Below are 23,578 nucleotides of genomic sequence, written 5' to 3' on the forward strand. Positions count from 1 at the left end.
CGTGGTGCTGGCCTGCGGGTTCGAGGACAACACAAAGGGGCGGGCCGCGGGCTCCCGCGGACCCCCCGCGGGGGCCCCCCCCCGCCCCCGCGGGCCCCGGGGCGGACCCCGCGCATCTCCACCCCCGCCGACGACGACGAGGAGGGATACCGGTGCAGTCCGAGACGGCCCCGCGGGCGCTCGTCATGTCCGACGTCGCGGCGCGCGCCGGTGTCTCGCACCAGACGGTCTCGCGGGTCATCAACGGCTCCCCCAACGTCGCGCCGCTCACCCGCGAGCGGGTGCTCGCGGCCATCGCGGAGCTCGGCTACCGGCCCAACACCGCCGCCCGCGCGCTGGTCACCGGCTCCACCCGCACGATCGGGCTGGTGACGGTCAACATCAACCAGTACGGGCCGGCGCAGACGCTGGTCGGGCTGGAGCAGGCCGCGCGCGTCGCCGGTTACTCCCTGGCGGTCACGATCCTGGACGACGCCACCTCCCAGGCCATGCGCGAGGCGGTCGACCGGTTCGTCTCGCAGTCCGTCGACGCCGTCGTGGCGCTGGGCACCTACGACGACGCGTACGAGGCGCTGCACTCGGTCTCCGCGCCCATCCCGCTGGTGACCGTGCAGAGCGGGGGTGCCGTCGAGGAGCCCGCCGTCGGCGTCGACCAGGTGGCCGGCGCCCGCCTGGCCACCCGGCACCTGCTCGACCTGGGGCACCGGACGGTGCACCACGTCACCGGCCCGGCCGACTCCAAGGAGGCGCGGGACCGCATCGCGGGCTGGCGGGCGGAGCTGGACTGCGCCGGCGCCCCGGCGCCGCGGATCCTGCGCGGCGACTGGACCCCCTCCTCCGGCTACGCCGCGGGCAAGCAGCTCGCCGAGCGGCTGCGCGGCGGCGAGGAGGTCACCGCCGTCTTCCTGGCCAACGACCAGATGGCGCTCGGGCTGCTCGCGGCCTTCCACGAGGAGGGGCTGGAGGCCCCGCGCGACGTCAGCGTCGTCGGCTTCGACGACCTGCCCGAGGCGCCGTACTTCACCCCGCCGCTGACCACCGTGCGGCAGGACTTCGCCGAGCTCGGCCGGCGCGGGGTCCAGCTCGTCCTGGCCCGGCTCAAGGGCGAGGACCTGCACCCCGACCCCGTGCCCCCCGCCCTGCTGGTCCGGTCCAGCACCGGGCCGGCGCCGCGCCGGGTGTGAGGCCGGCCGTCCTGTTAACGCTAACATCGAGCGTCCCGCGGTCGCCCGGTCCGCCGGGGCCAGGCCATCCACCGTCGGGCGGAAGGGTCTCCTGACATGACGACGAACGCCGGCGCGGCGATCACGGCCGGTCGCACGGCCCTGGGGATCGAGCTCGGCTCGACCCGGATCAAGGCCGTGCTGATCGGTCCGGACCACGAGCCGCTCGCCGTCGGCACCCACGACTGGGAGAACCAGTTCGTGGACCGGCTGTGGACGTACTCGCTCGACGCCGTCTGGGCGGGCGTGCAGGGCAGCGTCGCGGCCCTGACGGACGACGTGCGGCGCCGCCACGGGGTCGAGCTGGACACGGTCGGCGCGCTCGGCGTGTCGGCGATGATGCACGGCTACCTGGCGTTCGACGCCGACGGCGGGCTGCTCACGCCGTTCCGCACCTGGCGCAACACGAACACGGGGAGGGCGGCCGAGCGGCTCAGCGCGGAGTTCGGCCACAACATCCCGCACCGGTGGAGCGTCGCCCACCTCTACCAGGCGATCCTGGACCGCGAGGAGCACGTCGCCCGCCTGGACCACCTGACGACCCTGTCCGGCTACGTGCACTGGCAGCTCACCGGCGAGAAGGTCCTCGGCGTCGGCGACGCCAGCGGGATGTTCCCGATCGACGGCGACACCGGCGGCTACTCGGCCGCGATGCTGACCCGGTTCGACGAGCTCGCGGCCGAGGCGGGGGTGGAGCTGACCCTCGCCGACCTGCTGCCGGCGGTCGCGACGGCCGGCAGCCCGGCCGGCACCCTCACCGAGGCGGGCGCGAAGCTGCTCGACCCCACCGGGCGGCTGCGTCCCGGCATCCCGCTCTGCCCGCCCGAGGGGGACGCGGGAACGGGGATGGTCGCCACGAACTCGGTCGCGCCGCGCACCGGCAACGTCTCCGCCGGGACCAGCATCTTCGCCATGGTCGTGCTCGAGCACGAGCTCGGCCGGATGCACCGCGAACTCGACCTGGTCACCACGCCGGCCGGGGACCCGGTGGCCATGGTGCACTGCAACAACGGGGCCAGCGAGCTCGACGCGTGGGCCGGGCTGTTCGCCGAGTTCGCCCGGGCGCTGGGCGCCACGGCCGACTCGTCGGCGGTCTTCGAGACCCTGTTCACCGCCGCGCTCGGCGGCGCCGACGACTGCGGCGGGCTGCTGGCGTACAACTACCTCTCCGGCGAGCCGATCACCGACTTCGAGGAGGGGCGGCCGCTGTTCGTGCGCTCCCCCGACAGCAGGTTCGACCTCGGCACCTTCATGCGGACGCACCTGTTCGCCTCGCTGGCCACCCTGCGGATCGGCATGGACGTGCTGCAGAAGGGCGAGGGCGTGCGGCTCGACCGCATGTTCGCGCACGGCGGCCTGTTCAAGACCAGGGGCGTGGCGCAGCGGTTCCTGGCCGCGGCGATCGACACGCCGGTCGCCGTCGGGGACGTCGCGTCCGAGGGCGGCGCCTGGGGGATGGCCGTGCTCGCCGCCTTCGCCACCCGGCGCTCGCCGGAGCAGAGCCTGGCCGACTACCTGGGCACCGCCGTCTTCTCCGGCGCCGCGCTGGAGACCGCCGAGCCCGATCCGGCCGACGTCGCGGGCTTCGACGCGTTCATGCGGCGCTACGTCGCCGGCCTCCCGGTCGAGCGGGCCGCCGTGGCGCACGTGGGCATCGGCGACGGGCGGGCCGAGCCGCGGACCGCCGACGACGACACGACCTCCCGTCCTGACCGGGGAGCAGCCGTCCTGACCGAGGAGCAGCAGTGACCAGCACCGTGACCGAGCGGGGCACGCACCGCGCGCAGCGCGAGCACGTGGCCGCCCTGCACACCTACCTGACCCGCTACGAGCTGGTGACGTGGACGTCGGGCAACGTCTCCGAGCGGGTGCCCGGCGAGGACCTGTTCGTCATCAAGGGCAGCGGCGTCGAGTACGACGAGCTGACCTGGGAGGGCATCACGGTCTGCGACCTCGACGGCAACCCCGTCGACGGCGTCAAGAAGCCCTCCAGCGACACCGACGCGCACGCCTACGTCTACCGGCACATGCCGCACGTCAACGGGCAGGTGCACACCCACAGCCCGTACGCCACGGCGTGGGCGGCGCGCGCCGAGGAGATCCCGTGCGTGCTGACGGCGATGGCCGACGAGTTCGGCGGCCCGATCCCGGTCGGCCCCTTCGCGCTGATCGGCGACGACTCGATCGGCCGGGGGATCGTCGAGACGCTCTCGTCGTCCCGCTCGCCGGCGGTGCTCATGCGCAACCACGGTGTCTTCACCATCGGCGGGTCGGCCAAGGCCGCGGTCAAGGCCGCGGTCATGACCGAGGACGTCGCCCGCACCGTGCACTTCTCCCGGCAGCTCGGCGAGCCGCTGCCGATCGACCAGGCGGACGTCGACTCGCTCTACGCCCGCTACCAGAACGTCTACGGACAGTGAGGAAGGCTTTCGTGCGCACCGACCCCTACGCCGGGGCCGAGGTCTGGTTCCTGACCGGGAGCCAGGACCTCTACGGCGAGGAGACCCTGCAGCAGGTCGCCGAGCAGTCCCAGCGGGTGGCCGCCGGGCTCGACGCCGCCGACGCCGTCCCGGCGCGGGTGGTGTGGAAGCCCGTGCTCAAGGACGCCGGGGCGATCCGCCGGGCGATGGGCGAGGCCAACGAGGACCCGAACTGCCTCGGGGTCATCACCTGGATGCACACCTTCTCCCCGTCGAAGATGTGGATCTCGGGCATCGACGCGCTGCGCAAGCCGCTGCTCCACCTGCACACCCAGGCCGACGCCGCCCTGCCGTGGGCGACGATCGACATGGACTTCATGAACCTCAACCAGGCCGCCCACGGCGACCGGGAGCACGCGTTCATCCTCACCCGCCTGCGCACCCCGCGGACCACCGTGGCCGGCCACGTGTCGAACCCGCGGGTGCAGGCCCGGGTCGGCTCGTGGGTGCGCGCCGCCGCCGGCGCGGCCGCGGCGCGCAACCTCAAGCTGGCCCGCTTCGGTGACAACATGCGCAACGTCGCGGTCACCGAGTCGGACAAGGTCGAGGCCGAGCTGCGGTTCGGCGTCTCGGTGAACACCTGGGGCGTCAACGACCTGGTCGCGGTCGTCGACGCGGTCGAGGACAAGACCGTCGACGCGCTGGTCGAGGAGTACCTGGACCTGTACGACTTCCAGGACGGCGCCGAGCCGGGCGGACCGAAGCACGAGGCGGTGCGCTACCAGGCGCGGATCGAGGCGGCGCTGCGGTCGTTCCTCGAGGACGGCGGCTTCGGGGCCTTCACCACGAACTTCGAGGACCTCGGCGGGCTGCGCCAGCTGCCGGGCCTCGCCGTCCAGCGGCTGATGGCCGACGGCTACGGGTTCGGCGGCGAGGGGGACTGGAAGACCTCGGCGCTGCTGCACGTGCTCAAGGTGGTCGGCTCCGGGCTGCCCGGCGGCACCTCCTTCATGGAGGACTACACGTACCACCTGGAGGGGGACACCCCGAAGATCCTCGGGGCGCACATGCTCGAGGTCTGCCCCACGATCAGCGGCGAGCGGCCCCGGGTGGAGGTGCACCCGCTGGGCATCGGCGGCCGAGAGGACCCGGCCCGGCTGGTGTTCACCGCCGCCCCGGCGCCCGGTGTGGTGGTGGGCTGGTCCGACCTCGGCGACCGGTTCCGCTGGGTGGCCAACGAGATCGACGTCGTCGAGCCCGACGAGCCGCTGCCCAACCTGCCGGTGGCCCGCGCGGTGTGGCAGCCGCGGCCCGACTTCGCCACCGCGACCGAGGGCTGGCTGACCGCCGGTGGACCGCACCACACGGTGCTGTCCACCCAGGTCGGCGCCGACGAGCTCACCGACCTGGCCGAGGTGTTCTCGACCGAGCTGGTGGTCATCGACGCCGAGACCACGCGGCGCTCGCTGGCCAAGGAGCTGCGCTGGAGTGCCGCCTACCACCGCCTCGCCCAGGGCCTCTGAGGGAGGGCCCCGCTGCCCCCACCGCTCGGCTCCCGACCCGCGTCGTCCACCGAGATGGCCATCCTGGTCACTACAGCGGGTCGCGGGCGACGGGGCAGCTCATGCACCGCGGCCCGCCCCGGCCGCTGCCCAGCTCCGAGCCGGGGATGCGCACCACCTCGATGCCGGCGGCCTCCAGCGCCGCGTTGGTGACGGTGTTGCGCTCGTAGGCCACGGCCAGCCGGGGGGCCAGGGCGAGGGTGTTGTTGCCGTCGTCCCACTGCTCGCGCTCGGCGGTGACCGGGTCGAGGCCGGTGTCGATCACCCGCAGCCGGTCGATGCCCATGGCGGCCGCGGCGGCCTCCACGAAGGGGGCCGGGCCGCGGACGGTGAGCTCGAGGTCGTCGGCGTCGGCGTCGGTTCCGGTGTCGGCGGTGCGGTCGCCGGCGGTGACCGTCCAGGCGGCCAGCGAGTCGGCGACGGCCGGGTACATGACCATCGCGTCGACGTCGACCATGGTCGCGATGGTGTCCAGGTGCATCGTCGCCCGCTGCTGGGCGACCGGGACGACGAGCACCGTGTGCGCCAGCCGCCGGGCGAACACCCGCCGGGCCAGCCGCTCGGCGCCACCGGGCGTCGTCCGCTCGCCGACGCCGACGGCGACGACGCCGGCGGCCAGCAGGAGCACGTCGCCGCCCTCCAGGTGCTCCAGGTGGGACCCGTAGAGCTGCGCCACCCCGGCGAAGCGCGGGTGGTGGGTGTAGACGGCGGAGGTGATCGTGCTCTCCCGGTGCCGGGCGGGCATGGCCAGCGAGGTGACGGCGACCTCGTCGCCGACCCACACCGAGGAGTCGCGGGTGAACAGCAGGTTGGGCAGCGGGGGCACGATGAACTCGCCGCGGCCCATGAGCTGGTAGGCCAGCCCGGCGCCCCCGGGCAGCTCGTCGTGCGCGAGCCCGGCGATCAGGGTGCCGGCGAGGTCGTCGGGGGCCAGGTCGGCCAGGTGCGCGGTCACCGTCCGCTGCAGCGTCGTCCCGAGCCGGGGGTCGTCGACGGCGGCGGCGATCAGCTCGGCGCGGGCTCCGGGCAGGTCGAGCACCTCGGCGAGCAGCCGGTCGAGGTGCAGCACCTCCACGCCGCGGTCGCGCAGCGCCTGGGCGAAGGCGTCGTGCTCCTCCTGGGCCCGGGCCACCCAGGGGACGCCGTCGAACAGCAGCTGGTCGTTGTTGCGCGGCGTGAGCCGTGACAGCTCCGCCCCCGGGCGGTGCAGCAGCACCGTGCGCAGACGGCCGACCTCGCTGGTCGCGCCGACCGGCGCGGTTCCGCTCATGATCGGCAGACTCGCACAGCCGGCGCCGTCCGGCTGCTGGATAGGGTCGCCCGGGCGGGGCGACGAGGCCCCGCCGGAGCGCGGGAGGCGCGGCGTGGACCTGTTCGACCTGACCGGCAAGGTGGCCGTCGTCACCGGCGGCACCCGGGGGATCGGGCTGATGATGGCCCGCGGCCTGCTGCAGGCCGGGGCCCGCGTCTACATCAGCGCGCGCAAGCCCGACGAGGGCGAGCGGGCCCGCGAGGAGCTCGCGGCGCACGGCACCGTGCGGTTCGTGCCGGCCGACCTCTCCACCGAGGAGGCGTGCCAGGCGCTGGCCGCCGAGGTCGGCGCGCACGAGGACGAGCTGCACATCCTGGTCAACAACGCCGGCGCCACGTGGGGCGCGCCGCTCATGGATTTCCCCGCCTCGGGCTGGGACAAGGTGCTCGACCTCAACGTGAAGTCGCCGTTCTTCCTCACCCGGGCGTTCCTGCCGCTGCTGCAGGAGGCCGGCACCGACGACGACCCGGCGCGCGTGGTGAACGTCGGCAGCATCGACGGCCTGCACGTGCCGCCGATGCACACCTACTCGTACTCGGCGTCCAAGGCGGCGCTGCACCACCTCACGCGGGTGCTGGCCAAGGAGCTCGGCCCGCGGCGGATCACCGTCAACGCCGTCGCGCCGGGGCCGTTCGAGTCGAAGATGATGGCCGCCACCCTGGAGGCGTTCGGCGACGAGATCGCCGCCCGCTCGCCGCTGGGCCGCATCGGCCGCCCCGACGACATGGCCGGCGTCGTCGTCTACCTGACCAGCCGGGCCGGCGCCTACGTGACCGGCACCGTCATCCCCGTCGACGGCGGCATCGCGACCACGCGCTGATCGCCGGCGGCCACCCGCGCGGCGCGGTCGCGACCCTCGCCGTGCACGCCCGGGCGGCGACCACGCGGCGAGGGTGACGCGCCGTGGCCACCCTTCCTCCCTCACCGGAACCCGTCCTCCCTCACGGTGCGGCACGAGGGAGGAGCTGCGCGGATCAGGTCAGCTGATCGTGGCCGCTAGGCGCTCGCCGCGGGCGGGGGCGGCGTCGTGGAGCGCTTGCGGCGGGGGCGGACCGCCTTGTCGGCCGGCACCCGCGCCAGGTGCGACTCGGCCAGCGCCACCTGGTGCGGCGAGCCGACCAGCCGGCCCTGCTGCCGGGCGGCCAGCCACCACTCGCGGGCGGCCACGGTGTCGCCGTGGGCCTCGGCGATCCGGCCGAGCAGCTCGTCGTAGGCGCCCAGGGAGAACGACGGCGTCCCGAGCACGGCCTGCCGCCCGCGGAACGGCAGCAGCTGCACGACCGCCATCTCCTGCTCCGGCTCGTCGCCGAGGTGCAGCGCGACCTCGGCCTCGAGCAGCACGGCGACGTCGCTGGCCCAGTCGCGGATCTGCGTGCGGCCCCAGCGGGCGCGCAGCCGGCGGGCCTCCTTGAGGTCGCCGGACTCGGCCGCGGCGAGCACCGCCATCAGCTGCAGCAGCGGGTTGCCCTCGTCGCCGGTCTCGACCAGCAGGTCGACCGCCTCGGGCAGCCGGTGGTCGCCGCGGCGCAGGGTGAACTGGTGGGCGGCGTAGGCGTGCCTGGCGTGCGGCGTCACCCGCCGGTAGAGCTCGTAGGCCTCGGTGGTGAGCTCCTCCGCACGGGCGGCGTCGCCGCGCAGCCAGGCCGCGCCGGCCTGCTGCCACAGCACGTGCGGGCGCACCTCCGGCCCGGACAGCGAGATCGCCAGCCGGCGCGCGGCGTCGAGGTCGGCCTCGAACCCGCGCAGGTCGGTCATGTGCAGCCGGATCGCCGCGCGGTGCAGCCGGGCGAAGAACTCGGTGCGGCGGGGCAGGCCCGTGCCGGCCAGCCCGATCGTCTCGTCGGCGGCGGCCAGCCGCAGCTCCGCGGCGCCCGGGCGCCCCCAGACGGCGAGGCTGTAGTTGTTGAGCGTCCGCCCCCGCAGCTCGGGATCGCCGATCCGGCGGGCCAGCTCGACGGCCCGGTCGGCGTACCGGACGCCCTTCTGCAGGTCGTGGCTGAACGCCAGCTCCACGCCCAGCGTGCCGAGCAGCCGGGCCGCCAGCCGGTCGCGCTCGTCGTCGGTGCCGGCCAGCTCGTCGCGGTGCTCGAGCAGGTCCTCCAGCACGGCGACCAGGTCGTCGTCGACGACCCCGTGCGGCCGCCAGTTCCACACCGTGACGCTGCCCCAGATGGCCGCGGCGTCGGCCAGGCACTTGCGGTCGCCGAGCTCGCGGGCGGCGGCGATGGCCTGCGCCGTGACCTCGTGCGCCTCGGTGCGCTGGCCGCTGCGGAGCAGGTCGTGGGCGAGCAGGGTGAGCAGCTGGTGCCGGGTGCGCAGCGCGTCGGCCTCGTTGGGGTCGAGCAGGCCCAGCGCCCGGCGGGTGTGCTCGGCGGCCTCCCCGTGACCCCAGCGCGCCCGCGCCGCCTGCGCCGCCTCGGCCGAGTAGCGCCGCGCGGGGCCGGGCCCGGTCACCGGCACGGCCTCGACGAAGTGGTGCGCCAGCCGCTCCAGCAGCGCCTCGTCGGAGGTGCCGCTGGCGACCCGCTTCTCGAGGGCCGTGCCGAGCCGGGCGTGCAGCCGGGCCCGCTGCAGCGCCGACAGGTCGCCGACGAGGACCTCCTGCACGAGCGCGTGGGTGAACCGCCAGGTCCACGGGTGGGCACCCTCGACCACCAGCCCGACGGCGACCGCGGAGTCCAGCGACGCCAGCGCCTCCTCGGCCGGCGTGCCGGCGGCCTCGAGCAGGTCCAGCGAGATGTCCCGGCCGGCGACGGCGGCCAGCTGCAGCACCGCGCGGGTGCTCTCCGGCAGCCGGCCCAGCCGCTTGCGCAGCACCTCGCCGATCGACGGCGGCACCGGCACCCGGGTGAGCTGCAGGTCGTGCGCGCCGAGCATCCACCGGGAGAGCTCGACGACGAAGAAGGGGTTGCCGCCGGTGCGGTCGTGCACCGCGGAGGCCAGCGAGCGGTCGCCGGCGCCGAGCTGCCGGGCCAGCAGCGTCCGGACGTCCTCGGTGCCGAGCCCGCCGAGGCGCAGGCAGGTGGCGGACGGCTCGCGGGCCAGCCGGGCGAGGGCGTCGGAGACCGTCTCGGGCACCTGCTCGCCGACGGTGCGCGCGGTGACCATCACCAGCAGGGGCACGCGCGGCAGGTGCCGGCCGAGCAGGCCGAGCAGCTGCACCGACGTCGTGTCGGCGCCCTGCAGGTCGTCGAGGACGACGAGCAGCGGCCGGCTCGCGGCGGCGGCCAGCCGGCCGCGCAGGTCCTGGAACAGCCTGAACCGGGCGGCGTCGGCGTCGCCGCCGGCGTCGGCCTCGGTGACGAGGGTCAGCTGCTCCTGCCCGAGCTGCTCGAGCACCTGGGTCCACGGCCACAGCGCCGGGGCGCCGGCGTCGTCGGCGCAGCGGGCCCAGGCCACCGCCCAGCCGGCGGCGCGGGCGGCGTCGGCCGACGCCTCGGCCAGGCGGGTCTTGCCGATGCCCGCCTCGCCCTCGATGAGGACGAGCGCCGGCCGGCCGGCCGCGACCTGGTCGCCGACGGCGCTGAGCTTGTCCAGCTCCTGCCGGCGGCCGACGATCTCCTCGGCCTGCGGCACCACGGGGGTCGGCGCGGGCGGCGGGGCGACGGTCAGCTTGGGGCGGGGGAGCCGCTCGAGCAGCTTGGGGTCCTGCCGGAGCACCGCCTGCTCGAGGTCGCGCAGCTCGGGCCCGGGGTCGATGCCGAGCTCGTCGCGGAGCAGCTCGGTGCAGCGGCGGACCGCCTCCAGCGCCTCGGCCTGCCGGTCGGCGGCGTACAGCGCGGTCACCAGGCGCGCCCACAGGCGCTCGCGCAGCGGGTTCTCGGCGACGAGGTCCTGCAGGTCGCTGACCGCGGCGTCGGCCCGGCCGAGCGCCAGCAGGGCGTCGCAGCGCCGCTCGCGGGCGCGCACGTGCAGCTCGACCAGCCGCAGCCGGTCGGTGGCCGCCGAGGGGGTGTCGCCCAGCTCGGGCAGGGGCTCACCGCGCCAGAGCCGCAGCGCCTGGTCCAGCAGGTTCACCCCGCGCGCGGCGTCGCCGCCCTCGAGGGCCCGTTCGGCCTCCTCCACCAGCTCCGGGAAGCGCAGGGCGTCGAGGTCGGCGGCGTCGAGCCGCAGCAGGTAGCCGGGTGCCCGGGTGAGCAGCACCGACGGCGCCTCGCGGGGGCCGCGGTCGGGCTCGAGCACGCGGCGCAGGTGCGAGACGTATGCCTGCAGCGTGCCGGTGACGGTCGGCGGCGGGTCGTCGCCCCACAGCGTGGCGACGATGCGGTCGACGGCCACCACGCGGTTGGCCTCGGCCAGCAGGAGGGCCAGCAGCGCCCGGGGCTTGGCGCCGCCGACGTCGAGCGGGCGTCCGTCGGGCCCCGACACCTCGAGCGGGCCGAGGACGCGGTAACGCACGAGGGGGGATGCTCCCAGGTCCGGCGCGGGAACGGGAGCCCCCGGCGTGCGATTCGGCGGTGAATTCGCCCGTCGGGGGGCGCAAGCCGTCGTCCAAGAGGCTTGCAAGTGCGGGTCAAGTGGCGGAGGCCACGGTGGTCGCCGTCCGCACCGACCACCACCGCGGCGGAGCGCCGCGAACGTTCTCCGAGGGAATCCCCCATGAGCCTCCCCGAGCTCACCAACGCGCAGTCCCTGCCCACCGACCTGGACGACGCCGTCCTCGACAGCCTGGCGCCGGCGATCCCGGCCGCCGACGTCGACGACCTGCGCAGCCGCGTGCACGGCCCGGTCTACGTCGCCGGCGACGACGGCCTGGCCGCCGAGGTGGCCACCTTCAACGTCGCCATCACGCACACCCCCGCGGTCGCGGTGGGCGCCACCTGCGCCGCCGACGTCGCCACCGCCGTCTCCTGGGCCACCGCGCACGGGCTCGGGGTCGCCGTCCAGGCCACCGGGCACGGGCCGGTGCGCAACGCCGCCGGCTCGCTGATGATCTCCACGCGGCGCATGCAGGGCGTGACGATCGACCGGATGCGCGGCACCGCCCGCGTCGAGGCCGGCGTGCGCTGGGTCAAGGTGCTCGAGGCCGCGGCGCCGTTCGGGCTGACCGGCCTGTGCGGGTCGTCGTCCGACGTCGGCGTCGTCGGCTACACGCTCGGCGGCGGGCTCGGCTCGCTCGGCCGCAAGTACGGCTTCGCCGCCGACCAGGTGCTCTCGGTCGAGATGGTGACCGCCGACGGAGCGATCCGGACGGTCTGCCCCGAGGAGGAACCCGAGCTGTTCTGGGCCGTCCGGGGCGGCAAGAGCAACTTCGGCGTCGTCACCGCGATCGAGATCCAGCTCGTGCCGGTGCGGTCGGTGCTCGGCGGGGGCATCTTCTTCGCCGGCAAGGACGCCGCCTCGGTGCTGCACGCCTTCCGCGAGTGGGCGCCGACGCTGCCCGAGGAGGTCAGCACCTCGATCGCGCTGCTGCGGGTGCCTCCGCTGGAGGAGCTGCCGCCGCCGCTGCGCGGGCAGACCGTGCTGCACCTGCGGTACGCCTACTGCGGCGAGGACCCCGCCGAGGGCGAGCGCCTGCTCGAGCCCATGCGCGCCAGCGGCGAGGTGGTCCTGGGCTTCGTCCACCCGCTGCTGACCACCGAGTTCGACTCGATCCACATGGACCCCAAGGACCCGATGCCGGGCTGGGAGAAGGGCATGCAGCTGGCCGAGCTGACCGAGGCGACGGTGGACACCATCCTGGCCGCGGCCGGCCCGCAGCTCGACATCCCGCTGGTCATGGTCGAGCTCCGGCTGCTCGGCGGCGCGCTCGCCCGCCAGCCGCAGCACCCGAACGCCGTCGCCGGCCGCGAGGGCGCCTTCCAGGTGCTGGTCATCGGCCCCGCCGTGCCCGAGCTCGCGGCCGTCGTCCCGGCGCTGGGCAGGGGCCTGCTCGCCGCGCTCGAGCCGTGGCGGGCGCCCGGCTGCGTCGTCAACTTCCTCGGCGAGGTGTCGGGCCCGGCGGAGGTCGCCGCGGCCTACCCGGCCGGCGTCGCCGAGCGGCTGCAGGCGATCAAGCAGGCCGTCGACCCCGACCGCGTCTTCTCCTTCGGCTACGCCCTCTGACCCCGGGCCGCCCTGCGGAGTCCCACGGCCGGTTCGTCCGGGCCGTGGGACTCCGCCGCGTCAGGCAGCGGCACGCGCGGGGGCGTAGGAACCCGCCGCGACGTCGACCAGCGCTCCCGCGCGTCGGGGGGACCAGCCCAGCTCGGTGCGCGCCCGCTCCCCGGAGACGAGCTGGTCGCACGCCAGGGCCTCGGCGAAGGCCGCGCCGAGCGCCGCAGCCGCGTCCGCCAACGGCCACGGCTCGGCCCCGGTGACCCCGGCGGCCACCGCCGCCGCAGCAGCCAGGTCGCGGGACGCGACGCCCGCCTCGTGCACCGCGTGCAGCAACCGCCCCGGCTCCGCCCGCTCGAGGGCGAGCACGAACAGGTCCGCCAGGTCGTCGACGTGGACCATCGGCCAGTGCGCGAGCGGCGTGCCGACGTACCGGCCGACGCCGTGCTCGGCGGCGAGGCGGACGAGCAGGGCGGGGATCCCGCCGCCCCGGCCGTGCGCGACGCCGGGGCGCAGGACCACCGAGCGCACGCCCTCCGCGGCCGCGGCGAGCACCTGCTCCTCCAGCGCGGGCCGGTAGCGCACGATCTCGATCGGGTTCGTCGGCGCCGCCTCGTCCAGCAGCCTGCCGCCCGTCGGGCCGAGGACCCAGGCGCCGCTGGTGTACACGAACGCCCGGCCGCTGCCGCGCAGCGGCGCGACGAGCGCCTCGATCGCCGCGCGGTCGACCCCGAGGTCGCCCGCCGGCGGCACCAGGTGCACGACCGCGTCGACGTCCGGCGTGACCGCCGCGGTGAGCGACGCGGGATCGGTCAGGTCGCCCACCCGCACCCCCACCCCTCCGGGCAGGTCGGCCGGCGAGACCCCCGGCTGCAGCAGCGCCTCGACCCGGTGCCCGGTGTCCGACAGCCGCTCGACCAGCGGGGTTCCCAGGTACCCGGTCGCGCCGAGGACCAGGACGGTGCTGTGCATGGCAGGTCTCCTCACGGGGGTGGGCGCGCGGCCCGAACGGATCCGGACTACAGTCCGGTTATGGCGTCGAACGGTACCGGACCGCAGTCCGGTTGTGCAACGGGCGGGCTGCCGGTCGTCGGGCAGCCCGGCTCGCCGCGGGAGCGGGCGGACGCGGCCCGCAACCGGCTGCGCGTGCTGGCCGCGGCGGAGGCGCTGTTCGCCGAGCGCGGCGTGGCCGGCGTGACCATGGACGACGTCGCGGCGGCGGCGGGCGTCGGGAAGGGCACGCTGTACCGGCGGTTCGGTGACAAGGGCGGGCTCGGGGCCGCGCTGCTGGACCAGCGCGGCGCGGAGCTGCAGCGGCAGCTCCTCGAGGGCCCGCCCCCGCTGGGCCCGGGCGCCGAGCCCGCGGAACGGCTGGTCGCGTTCGCCCGTGCCTACCTCGGCTTCCAGGCCGCCCACCTGGACCTGGTGCTCATGTCGGAGACCTCCACGCCGGGCGGGCGGCTCCGCAAGGGCTCGTACGGGTTCTGGCGCCGGCACGCGGAGCTGCTCCTGCGGGCCGCGGGCGCCCCCGACGCCGCCGTCCGGGCGGAGGTGCTGCTGGCCGGCTTGTCGGCGGAGCAGGTGCGCTGGTGGGTGCGCGACCAGGGGCGCACCCCCACCGATCTGGAGGTCGCCGTCACGGGGATCGCCTCGGCGCTGGCCGGCGGGGCCTGAGCGCGCCGTCCCGGCGTCCGCCCCGCGTCAGTCGGGCAGGAGGACGCCGGGGTTGCAGATGCCGGCCGGGTCCAGGCGCTGCTTGACCGCGCGCAGCACCTCCACGCCGAGCGGGCCGACCTCCCGCGCCAGCCACGGCCGGTGGTCGGCGCCCACCGCGTGGTGGTGGGTGAGCGTGCCACCCGCCGCGAGCAGCGCCTCGGTCGCCGCCCGCTTGGCGGTGAGCCACTGCTGGAGGGGCAGGTCGTCGTCGCGGTCGGCGAGCACGGTGAAGTACAGCGAGCCGCCGGTCGGGTAGCCGTGCGAGAGGTGCGCCATCACCAGCGGCCGCGCCCCGCCGCGTGCCAGGGACGCCCGCAGCGCCTCCCGGACGGCGTCGTACACCGCCGGTAGCGCCGTCCAGGTGGCCGCCGTCTCCAGCGTCTCCACCAGCAGGCCGCCGTCGAGGAGGCGGTCGCGCAGGTACGGCCCCTCGAACCGGTGCGCCCGCCACGACTCGCCGACCCGCGCGCCCAGCCCGACGGCGCCGTCGTCCTTGAGCACCGACGCGGCCGCGCGCACCCGGGCCCGCACGAGCGAGGGCAGCCCCTCCCAGCCGACCACCAGCAGGCACCCGGCGCCGCGGCCCCGAACGCGCAGCGTCCCGCGCAGCGCCCGCGCGCCGGCGCCGGAGGCCATGAGGAGGTTGGCCCGCGTCTCGTCGGCGTCGGAGAGCCGGACGACGTCGGGGAGCAGGTCGTGCCGCGCCAGCCGCTGCAGCCCCGCCAGGCCCGCCGCCCAGGAGCGGAAGGACCAGCCCTCGTAGTGCGTCGTCCGCGGCTTCGGCCGCACCCGCAGCCGGAGCTCGGTGACGATGCCCAGCGTGCCCTCGGAGCCGAGCGCGAGGCCCAGCAGGTCGGGGCCGGCGGCGCTGGCCGGCGGGTGCCCGAGCCGCAGCACGCCGGTGGGCGTGGCCAGCGTGAGCCCGGCGACCAGGTCGTCGAAGCGGCCGATGCCGGTCGACTGCTGCCCGGCCGACCGGGTGGCGGCGTACCCGCCGAGCGTGGCGAACTCGAAGCTCTGCGGCAGGTGGCCCAGCGTCAGGCCGTGCTCGCCGAGCGCCTCCTCCAGCGCCGGCCCGCGGAGCCCCGGGCCGACGGTGACCAGCGACGACGGCACGTCGACCGCGTGCACGGCCGCCATGCGGGAGAGGTCGACCGAGACGCACGGGCGGTCGTCGGGGTCGGTGCCGGCCAGGCCCCCGACCACGCTGGTGCCCCCGCCGAACGGCACCACGACCACGCCGTGCCGGCTGCACGCGGCCAGCAGCGCGGCGGTCTCCTGCGTGCTGCCCGGGGTGACGACGGCGTCCGGGGCGTCCGACGCGTCGCCGCCCCGCCGCCGCACCAGGTCCAGGTAGCTCTTGCCGCCGGCGTGGCGCAGCCGCGCGTCCCGGTCGGTGCGCACGTGGTCGGCGCCGAGCAGGCCGGTGAGCACGGCGGCGACGTCCTCCGGCAGCCGGGACGGCGCCAGGCTGATCCGGTCCACCGGCACGGGCGGGGTGGACCGCGGCGTCCAGCCGAGCTCCCGGATGAGGAAGCGGCGGGCCGCCTTGGGCAGCGTGTCCTGCAGGTCGGCGGGCCGCTCGCCGGCGGGACCCCAGCCCTGGATCGTCAGTTCCGGCTGCTCGGGCATCGCTACAGTCTGCCGAGTGCTGCCCGGTGCGCTGAGCCCTGCCCGCCGGGCGCGTGACCTCGAGGCCGTCGCCGGCGGGCGGGTCGACGTCGTGGTGGTCGGCGGCGGGGTGACCGGTGCCGGGGTGGCCCTCGACGCCGCCTCGCGCGGGCTGTCGGTGGCCCTGCTCGAGCGGGCCGACCTCGCCGCGGGCACCAGCCGCTGGTCGTCGAAGCTGGTGCACGGCGGGCTGCGGTACCTGGCCCACGGCGAGCTCGGCCTGGCCCGCGAGAGCGCCCGCGAGCGCGCGGTGCTCATGGGGGCGACCGCGCCGCACCTGGTCCGCCCGCTGCCGTTCCTGGTGCCCGACGTCGCGGGCCGCCCGGTCAGCGCGCTGGCCGGGCTCGGCGGCCTGGCCGCCGACGCCATCCGCTCCTCGGTGCCCGGCGGGCGGCGCTCCCTGCCCGGCACGCGGCGGGTGCGGGCCGCGACCGTGGCGCGGCTGGCGCCGGCGGTGCGCGGCGGGCGCGGCGGCGTCGTGTTCTGGGACGGCCAGCTCACCGACGACGCGCGGCTGGTGGTCGCCCTGGCGCGCACCGCGGCGGCGCACGGCGCGCACGTGCTCACCGGCGCCGAGGTCACGGGAGTCGACGGCACAGGGGTGGACGGCGCCGACGTGCACGTCGCGCTCCCGGGCGGGGGGACGGCGACCGTGCGGGCCGGCGCGGTCGTCAACGCGGCCGGCGTGTGGGCGCAGCGGCTCGCGCCCGGCGTGCGCTTGGTGCCCTCGCGCGGGTCGCACCTCGTCGTCCCGGCGGCGCGGCTGGGGTCGCCGACCGCGGCGCTGACCGTGCCGCTCCCCGGCTCCCGCTCGCGCTACGTCTTCGCGCTGCCCCAGCCGCGCGGGCTGGTCTACCTGGGCATCACCGACGAACCGGTGGCCGGCCCCCCGGGGTACGACGACCCCCGCCCCTCCGACGCCGAGGTCGAGCAGCTGCTGGGCACGGTCAACCAGGTGCTGGCCGACCCGCTGCGCAGGTCCGACGTGGTGGGGGCCTACGCCGGGCTGCGGCCGCTGGTGCTCCCGGCCTCGGCGGGGACGGGGCCCGGCGACGCCACGGCCGACCTCTCCCGCCGGCACCTGCTGTCGTGGGAGGGACCGGTCCTCACCGTCGTCGGCGGCAAGCTGACCACCTACCGGGCGATGGCGGAGCAGGCCGTCGACGCCGTCGTGGCCCGGCTCGGGCGCGGCGCCGCGCGGTCGGCGACGGCCCGGTCGCCGCTGGTCGGCGCCGCGCCGCGGCCGGCGCTCGACCGGGTGTCGGCGCCGCGCCGGCTGGTCGAGCGGTACGGCACCGAGGCACCGGCGGTCGAGGCGCTGGGCGCCGGGCCGGTGGTGGAGGGGCGCCCGGAGACGCTGGGGGAGCTGCGCTTCGCCGTCCGGGCCGAGGGGGCGCGCACCGTCGCCGACCTGCTCGACCGGCGCACCCGCATCGGGCTGGTGCCGGCCGACCGGGCGCGTGCCGCGATGGTGGCCGAGCGGGTGCTCGCCGAGGAGACCTGACCCGCCGGTTCCGACAGCATCCCACCATGTGGGAAGTCGGTTCCACTGAGTGGACTCCATGCGGCAGGCTGCCCGCGTGGACACCTACACGCACGGGCACGCGGACGCGGTGCTGCAGTCGCACCGCTGGCGCACGGTGGCGAACTCGGCGGCCTACCTCGCGCCGCACCTGCGCCCCGGGCTCGAGGTGCTCGACGTCGGCTGCGGCCCGGGCACGATCACCGTCGACCTGGCCCAGCGGGTGGCGCCGGGGCGGGTGGTGGGCCTCGACGTGTCCGCCGACCCGCTGGACGAGGCCCGCGCGCTCGCGGCGTCCCGCGGCGTCGAGGTGACGTTCGGCGTGGGCGACGTCTACGCCCTCGACGCGGCCGACGGCTCGTTCGACGTCGTCCACGCCCACCAGGTGCTGCAGCACCTCACCGACCCGGTCGCGGCGCTGCGCGAGATGGCGCGCGTCTGCCGCCCCGGCGGGCTGGTCGCCGTCCGCGACGTCGACTACGCGACGTTCGTGTGGTGGCCGGACGACGCCGGCCTCGACCGGTGGCTAAACCTCTACCACCGCGTGGCCCGGCGCAACGACGCCGAGCCCGACGCCGGCCGGCGGCTGCTGTCCTGGGCGCACGCGGCGGGGCTGCGCGACGTCACCGCGACGACGTCGTCCTGGTGCTACGCCTCACCGGCCGAGCGCGCGTGGTGGGGCAACTCGTGGGCCGGGCGCGCCACCGCCTCGGCGTTCGCCGAGCAGGCGGTCGCCTACGGGCTGGCGACGCCGGAGGAGCTCGACGGGATCGCCGACGCCTGGCGGCGCTGGCGCGACGCCGACGACGGCTGGCTGTCGATGACCCACGGCGAGCTGCTGATCCGGGTCTGATCAGCCCACCGGCACGCCGACCAGCACCTTCCTCCCGCCGCCGGGGTGCGGGTCCTGGTCGGCCACGCGGCGGGCGGTCCGCCACTGGCCGGGAGCCCAGGCCTGCTGCAGGAGGCCGTCGTCGGTGAGCGCGAGCAGCGCCCCGCCGTCGGTGGCCAGCATCCCGGCCTCGACCCGTTCGTCCTCGCCGTCCGAGCTCTGCACCGTCCACACCGGCATGGCCGCGCCCCCTGGACCCGACGTCGGCGCCTTCTCTCGGCTCCCTGCCGAGCACGAGACGCCTCCGCCTCGACCGGCGTCAACCGTCCCGGGCGTGGCGTCGCGCTCTGCGGGGCCCGCAGCACCCGCAGAGCGCGCCCCCGATCAGCCCTGGCGGGCGGCGTTGGCCTGGACGGCGGTGCTCACGTACTGCGCCAGGCCCGGAGCCACCTGCTCGTAGTGGGCCGTGAACCGCTCATCCTCGACGTACATCCGGCCCAGGCCGGCGTGCATCTCGGGCGGGCAGTCGTAGAACCAGCGGCTGATCTGCTGCCGGTGCGCCTCGGCGATGTCCATCGCCTCCGGGGAGTCGGCCGGGACGCCGGCCCGCAGCGCCTCGGCGAAGCGCCGCTCGACGTCGGCGCCCTCCTCCTTGATCCGCAGCCAGTCCTCCTTGGTGTAGGACCTCGTCCGGCGCTGCGACTCCTTGTACGCGTCCGTCTCGCCCCAGCGCTCCTGGGCCTCCTCCTCGTACTGCGCCGGGTCGTGCTCGCCGAACACCTCGAACCGCTCCTCGGGGGTCAGGGAGATCCCCATCGTGCGTGCCTCCATCTCCTTCTCCACGGCCGCGACCATCTGCTGCGTGCGCTCCAGCCGGCCGCGCAGCAGCGCCAGCTGCCGGCGCAGGTGCGCCACCGGATCGGCGTCCGGGTCGTCGAGCAGGGTCGCGATCTCCTCGAGGGGGAACCCGAGCTCGCGGTAGACCAGCACCTGGTGCAGCCGGTCCAGGTCGGACGGCGTGTAGCGGCGGTAGCCCGCCGCGGTCCGCTCCGACGGCGAGAGCAGCCCGATCCGGTCGTAGTGGTGCAGCGTGCGCACCGTCACGCCGGCCAGCGCGGCGACCTCACCCACGTTCACCGGGTCCTCCCTCCCTCTGACGCGATCGAGGCTGCGGCCTGACGCGACGTCAGGGTCAAGCACCTTTTCCGGAGAGGATGCGCCGCGCCGGCCGGCGCGGGCGAGGACGAGGCCGCTGCCCGCACCTCCCACCGCGCCCGGGGAGCGCCTGCGGGAGAGGATCACGACCATGGCGGACGACGACGTCTCCCCGGAGGACCCGTTCGAGCGCTCGCGCGTGGCGGTGCGGGACGCCGAGATGGCGTACGTCGACGTCGGCGCCGGGGACGGCCGTCGGGGTGGCGTGGGTGGGGAAGCGATCGTGTTCCTGCACGGCAACCCGACGTCGTCCTACCTGTGGCGCAACGTCCTCCCGCACGTGCAGGGCCTGGGCCGCTGCCTGGCGCCGGACCTGATCGGCATGGGGGAGTCGGCCAAGCTGCCCGACCCGGGCCCGGGAACGTACTCCTTCGCCACCCACGCCGCCTACCTCGAGGCCTGGCTGGACGCCGTGGTGCCGACCGGGCAGCTCACCCTCGTGCTGCACGACTGGGGGTCGGCGCTGGGCTTCGACTGGGCGGCGCGCCACCCCGAGCGCGTGCGCGGCATCGCCTTCACCGAGGCGATCGTGACGCCGATCGTGTGGGCCGACTGGCCCGAGAGCGGCCGACGGATCTTCCAGGCGATGCGCGGACCCGACGGCGAGCGCAAGGTGCTCGACGAGAACGTGTTCGTCGAGCGCATCCTGCCGGCCTCGGTCGCCCGCGGGCTGTCCGCCGAGGCCCACGAGCGGTACCGGGCGCCGTTCCGGTCGCGGGAGGACCGCTGGCCGACGCTCGAGTGGCCCCGGCAGATCCCGATCGAGAACGTGCCGCCGCGCGTGCGCGACGTCGTCGCCCGCTACGGGCAGTGGCTGCGCACCAGCGCCGTCCCGAAGCTCTTCCTGAACGCCGAGCCCGGGTACCTGCTGGTCGGCCGGCCGCGGTCGGTCGTCCGCAAGTGGCGGGCGGTGACCGAGGTGACCGTGCCGGGGGCGCACTTCGTGCCGGAGGACTCGCCGCACGCGATCGGCCGTGCCCTGGCCGACTGGCTGCCCCGGCTCGGCGGGTCCGGCGAGCGGTGACACTGGAGGGGTGAGCTCCCCCGATCTGCGCGCCGACTGCAGCGCCTGCTTCGGCCTGTGCTGCGTCGCGCTGCCGTTCGCGCGCTCGGCCGACTTCGCCGCCGACAAGCCGGCCGGCACGCCGTGCGCCAACCTGGACGACGACTTCCGCTGCGGCATCCACGCGCAGCTGCGCGACCGCGGGTTCGCCGGCTGCACCGTCTTCGACTGCCAGGGGGCGGGGCAGAAGGTCTCGCAGCTGACCTTCGGCGGCCGCGACTGGCGCGGCGACCCCGCGACGGCGCGGCAGATGTTCGCCGTCTTCCCGGTCGTGCGGCAGCTGCACGAGCTGCTGGGCCACCTCGACGAGGCGCGCGCGCTCGACGCCGCCCGGACGTTGCACGTGGAACTGCGCGCGGCCTACGAGCGGGTCGACGCGCTCACCCGGGGCAGCGCCGAGGAGCTGGAGCGCTGCGACGTCGGAGCCGTCCGCGCCGAGGTGGGGCCGCTGCTGCTGCGGGCCAGCGAGCTGACGCGCGCCGGGCTGCGCGGGTGCGACCACCGCGGCGCCGACCTCGTCGGCCGGCAGCTGCGCCGGGCCGACCTGCGCGGTGCGGACCTGCGCGGCGCCTACCTGATCGGCGCCGACCTGCGGGCGGCGGACCTGCGCTCCGCCGACCTCATCGGGGCCGACCTGCGGGGCGCCGACCTCTCCGGCGCCGACCTCACCGGCGCCCTCTTCGTCACCCAGGCCCAGCTGGAGTCGGCGCGCGGTGACGCGGCCACCCGCCTGCCGGCCGGGCTGCGCCGCCCGCTGCACTGGGCGCTCCCCGGCGCGGGCAGGAACGGCGCGGGCAGGAGCGGGGCGGTCAGAAGAACAGCTCGAACAGCAGGACGACGTTCAGCGCGATGACCAGCGCGGCGACCAGCCCGGCGGTCACCGTCGTCCGCCGCTGGTTGACCAGCTCGCCCATCACGTCGCGCCGGCGGGTGAGCAGCAGCAGCGGCACCAGCGCGAACGGGATGCCGAACGACAGCACCACCTGCGAGATCACCAGCGCGGCGGTGGGGTCCACGCCCAGGGCGAGGATCGCCAGCGCCGGGAGCATGGTGAGCGCCCGGCGCAGGAACAGCGGGATCCGCCGCTGGAGGAAGCCGTCCATGATGACCTGCCCCGCGTAGGTGCCGACGCTCGCCGAGGCGAACCCGGACGCCAGCAGGGCGAGGGCGAACACCAGCGCGGCCGAGCTGTCCAGCGCGGTCCCGAAGCCGGCGTGCGCCCCCTCGAGGGTGTCGGTGTCGGCCAGCGACGACCCGGCGAACAGCGCGGCCGCGACGACGAGCATCGCCGCGTTCACCAGCCCGGCCAGGCCCATCGCGGTGGAGACGTCGAGCCGCTGGGCCCGCAGCGCCTCCCGCTTCTGCCGGAGCGTGGTGGCCGGGATGGTCTCGGTGACCAGGGCCGAGTGCAGGTAGATGGCGTGCGGCATGACCGTGGCGCCGAGGATGGCGGTGGCCAGCAGCAGGCTCCCCGCGCCGTCGAAGCGCGGCACCAGCCCGCCGGCCACCCCGCCGGGGTCGATGTCGGCGCGCAGCACCAGCAGCAGGAAGGCGATGCAGATCACCGCGAAGTAGACGGTGACGGCGCCGATGAAGCGCCGGTCGCCCTGGTGCTGCAGGGCCAGGAGCAGGAAGGCGACCGCGCCGGTGATGACGCCGCCGGTGAACAGGTCGAGCCCGAAGATGAGGTGGAGCGCGACGGCGCCGCCGACGATCTCGGCCAGGTCGGTCGCCATGGCCACCAGCTCGGCCTGGACCCACAGCCCGAGCACGACCGGGCGGCGGTACTGCTTGCGGCAGTTCTGCGGCAGCGACATCCCGGTCGCGAGGCCCAGCTTCGCCGAGAGGCTCTGCACCAGCATCGCCATGAGGTTGGCGGAGATGATCACCCACAGCAGCAGGTAGCCGAACTGCGCCCCGGCCGAGATGTTGGTGGCGAAGTTGCCGGGGTCGACGTAGGCGATGGCGGCCACGAACGCGGGGCCGATCAGCGCCAGCCGCCGGCGGCGGACCGCGCGCGCGGTGGACTCCTTCTCCAGCACGGTCAGCCCTCCGTCCACCTAGGCTCGACCGCGTGGTCGACGAGGGACCGCGCGGGTGGGCAGCACGGTTGCACGCCGCCGTGCTCGACGCCAGTAGCACAGGCCCTGGTACCCACCTGCTGGACCTCGGATGCGGCGCCGGGCACCTCGCCCGCGCCGCCGCCGAACGCGGCGCGCGGGTGACCGGGATCGACCTCGACCCGGCGGCGATCCGGGCCGCGGCGGCCGCGGTCCCCGAGGGGTCGTTCGCCGTGCGCGACGCGCTCGACCCGCCGCCGGGCCGGTTCGACGTGGCGGTCGCCGTGCAGCTGCTGATGCACGTGCCCGACCCGGTCGCGGTGCTGGCCGCCGCCGGGCGCCGCGCGCCGGTCGTGGTCGCGACGGTGTGGGGGCGCGAGCAGGAGTGCGACGTGCGCGCCTTCGGCGAGGCCCTGGCCCCGTGGGTGGGACGGCGTCCGGCGGCGGCAGCGGTCACCGACCCCCGCCGGCTGCAGGGGCTCGCCGGGCGCGCCGGCCTGGTGGTCGAGCGGCTGGAGGAGGTGGTGTGCGCCTTCGACTACGCCGGCGACGACGCGCTGGTCGACCCGCTGCTCGCCTCGGGACTCGGGCGCGCGGCCGCCGCGCGGGCCGGCCCGGAGGCGGTGCGGGCCGCGGTCCTGCGGCGCTGCGCGCCGTACCGCACGCCGTTCGGCTCCTACCGGCTGCGCAACCTCTTCCGGGTGCTGGTCGCGCGCCCGGGCGGCTGAGGAGGCCCCGTCCTCCGGACGGGGCAGCTCACCCCGTGCCGGCCGTGTCGGCATACCGGGTCTTGAGGAAGCTCCGGCAGAACTCGCCGTTGCTCTCGATGCCCAGCCGGGTGAGCCGGGCCCGGGGGGGGGGGGGGGGGGGGGGGGGGGGGGGGGGGGGGGGGGGGGCGGGGGGGGGGGGCGCGCGGGGGGGGGGGGCGGGGGGGGGGGGGGGGGGG

19 protein-coding genes are annotated in these 23,578 nt (G+C 76.2%); 12 read left to right on the top strand and 7 right to left on the bottom strand.

Features of this window, described 5'->3' with window-relative positions; genetic code table 11:
* The first annotated feature begins 152 nt into the window (after window positions 1-152).
* The 4 genes from ACI78S_RS24090 (at window position 153) to araA (ending at window position 5,166) form a co-directional block, all read left to right on the top strand.
* Complete coding sequence (locus ACI78S_RS24090; RefSeq protein ID WP_456977513.1) at window positions 153-1,184, top strand: LacI family DNA-binding transcriptional regulator; 1,032 nt, start codon at window positions 153-155, stop codon at window positions 1,182-1,184.
* A gap of 96 nt (window positions 1,185-1,280) precedes the next feature.
* Window positions 1,281-2,972 carry a xylulokinase gene (locus ACI78S_RS24095; RefSeq protein ID WP_456977514.1) on the top strand — a complete coding sequence of 564 codons (1,692 nt, stop codon included), beginning with the start codon at window positions 1,281-1,283 and terminating at the stop codon, window positions 2,970-2,972.
* Entirely contained in the window at window positions 2,969-3,643 is a 675-nt protein-coding gene (locus tag ACI78S_RS24100) for an L-ribulose-5-phosphate 4-epimerase (RefSeq protein ID WP_456977515.1), read from the top strand. Before ACI78S_RS24095 ends, ACI78S_RS24100 begins: the two co-directional genes overlap by 4 nt.
* Before the next feature lie 11 nt (window positions 3,644-3,654).
* Window positions 3,655-5,166: an L-arabinose isomerase gene (gene araA / locus ACI78S_RS24105; RefSeq protein ID WP_456977516.1), complete on the top strand. Its 1,512-nt coding sequence runs from the start codon at window positions 3,655-3,657 to the stop codon at window positions 5,164-5,166.
* A gap of 70 nt (window positions 5,167-5,236) precedes the next feature.
* Here the strand turns inward: araA and ACI78S_RS24110 are convergent, their stop codons facing one another.
* Window positions 5,237-6,475: an arginine deiminase gene (locus ACI78S_RS24110; RefSeq protein ID WP_456977517.1), complete on the bottom strand. Its 1,239-nt coding sequence runs from the start codon at window positions 6,473-6,475 to the stop codon at window positions 5,237-5,239.
* 94 nt (window positions 6,476-6,569) lie between these two features.
* Here ACI78S_RS24110 and ACI78S_RS24115 point away from each other — a divergent pair, with 94 nt between their 5' ends.
* Entirely contained in the window at window positions 6,570-7,337 is a 768-nt protein-coding gene (locus ACI78S_RS24115) for a glucose 1-dehydrogenase (RefSeq protein ID WP_456977518.1), read from the top strand.
* A 176-nt stretch (window positions 7,338-7,513) separates the two neighbouring features.
* Here ACI78S_RS24115 and ACI78S_RS24120 read toward each other — a convergent pair whose 3' ends face one another.
* Complete coding sequence (locus ACI78S_RS24120) at window positions 7,514-10,915, bottom strand: BTAD domain-containing putative transcriptional regulator (RefSeq protein WP_456977519.1); 3,402 nt, start codon at window positions 10,913-10,915, stop codon at window positions 7,514-7,516.
* 201 nt (window positions 10,916-11,116) lie between these two features.
* On the opposite strand from ACI78S_RS24120, the gene ACI78S_RS24125 reads away from it, so the two are divergent.
* A complete protein-coding gene (locus ACI78S_RS24125; protein ID WP_456977520.1) occupies window positions 11,117-12,562 on the top strand; it encodes an FAD-binding oxidoreductase in 1,446 nt (481 codons plus the stop codon).
* Between the two features lie 60 nt (window positions 12,563-12,622).
* Here the strand turns inward: ACI78S_RS24125 and ACI78S_RS24130 are convergent, their stop codons facing one another.
* Window positions 12,623-13,525 (bottom strand): NAD-dependent epimerase/dehydratase family protein, encoded by a 903-nt coding sequence (locus tag ACI78S_RS24130; RefSeq protein WP_456977521.1) that lies wholly within the window; start codon window positions 13,523-13,525, stop codon window positions 12,623-12,625.
* A 60-nt stretch (window positions 13,526-13,585) separates the two neighbouring features.
* Between ACI78S_RS24130 and ACI78S_RS24135 the strand changes: the two genes are divergently transcribed.
* Complete coding sequence (locus ACI78S_RS24135; protein WP_456977522.1) at window positions 13,586-14,227, top strand: TetR/AcrR family transcriptional regulator; 642 nt, start codon at window positions 13,586-13,588, stop codon at window positions 14,225-14,227.
* A 27-nt stretch (window positions 14,228-14,254) separates the two neighbouring features.
* Here ACI78S_RS24135 and ACI78S_RS24140 read toward each other — a convergent pair whose 3' ends face one another.
* Complete coding sequence (locus tag ACI78S_RS24140) at window positions 14,255-15,901, bottom strand: FAD-binding oxidoreductase (RefSeq protein ID WP_456977523.1); 1,647 nt, start codon at window positions 15,899-15,901, stop codon at window positions 14,255-14,257.
* Window positions 15,902-15,917: 16 nt separating this feature from the next.
* Here ACI78S_RS24140 and ACI78S_RS24145 point away from each other — a divergent pair, with 16 nt between their 5' ends.
* Complete coding sequence (locus ACI78S_RS24145) at window positions 15,918-17,444, top strand: glycerol-3-phosphate dehydrogenase/oxidase (protein WP_456977524.1); 1,527 nt, start codon at window positions 15,918-15,920, stop codon at window positions 17,442-17,444.
* 76 nt (window positions 17,445-17,520) lie between these two features.
* Window positions 17,521-18,315: a methyltransferase domain-containing protein gene (locus tag ACI78S_RS24150; RefSeq protein ID WP_456977525.1), complete on the top strand. Its 795-nt coding sequence runs from the start codon at window positions 17,521-17,523 to the stop codon at window positions 18,313-18,315.
* On the opposite strand, the gene ACI78S_RS24155 is transcribed toward ACI78S_RS24150, so the two are convergent.
* Together ACI78S_RS24155 and ACI78S_RS24160 are read right to left on the bottom strand one after the other, a co-directional pair.
* Window positions 18,316-18,519: a hypothetical protein gene (locus ACI78S_RS24155; RefSeq protein ID WP_456977526.1), complete on the bottom strand. Its 204-nt coding sequence runs from the start codon at window positions 18,517-18,519 to the stop codon at window positions 18,316-18,318.
* A 159-nt stretch (window positions 18,520-18,678) separates the two neighbouring features.
* Entirely contained in the window at window positions 18,679-19,431 is a 753-nt protein-coding gene (locus ACI78S_RS24160; RefSeq protein ID WP_456977527.1) for a MerR family transcriptional regulator, read from the bottom strand.
* A gap of 169 nt (window positions 19,432-19,600) precedes the next feature.
* On the opposite strand from ACI78S_RS24160, the gene ACI78S_RS24165 reads away from it, so the two are divergent.
* Window positions 19,601-20,533, top strand: coding sequence for a haloalkane dehalogenase (locus ACI78S_RS24165; RefSeq protein WP_456977528.1), 933 nt, complete (start codon window positions 19,601-19,603; stop codon window positions 20,531-20,533).
* A 10-nt stretch (window positions 20,534-20,543) separates the two neighbouring features.
* Window positions 20,544-21,425: a pentapeptide repeat-containing protein gene (locus ACI78S_RS24170; RefSeq protein ID WP_456977529.1), complete on the top strand. Its 882-nt coding sequence runs from the start codon at window positions 20,544-20,546 to the stop codon at window positions 21,423-21,425.
* On the opposite strand, the gene ACI78S_RS24175 is transcribed toward ACI78S_RS24170, so the two are convergent.
* A complete protein-coding gene (locus ACI78S_RS24175) occupies window positions 21,382-22,632 on the bottom strand; it encodes an Nramp family divalent metal transporter (protein ID WP_456977530.1) in 1,251 nt (416 codons plus the stop codon). The genes ACI78S_RS24170 and ACI78S_RS24175 overlap by 44 nt on opposite strands.
* 14 nt (window positions 22,633-22,646) lie before the next feature.
* Here ACI78S_RS24175 and ACI78S_RS24180 point away from each other — a divergent pair, with 14 nt between their 5' ends.
* Window positions 22,647-23,360, top strand: coding sequence for a class I SAM-dependent methyltransferase (locus ACI78S_RS24180; protein WP_456977531.1), 714 nt, complete (start codon window positions 22,647-22,649; stop codon window positions 23,358-23,360).
* Window positions 23,361-23,578: the final 218 nt, after the last annotated feature.

The organism is Geodermatophilus sp. SYSU D00815 (assembly GCF_054050035.1).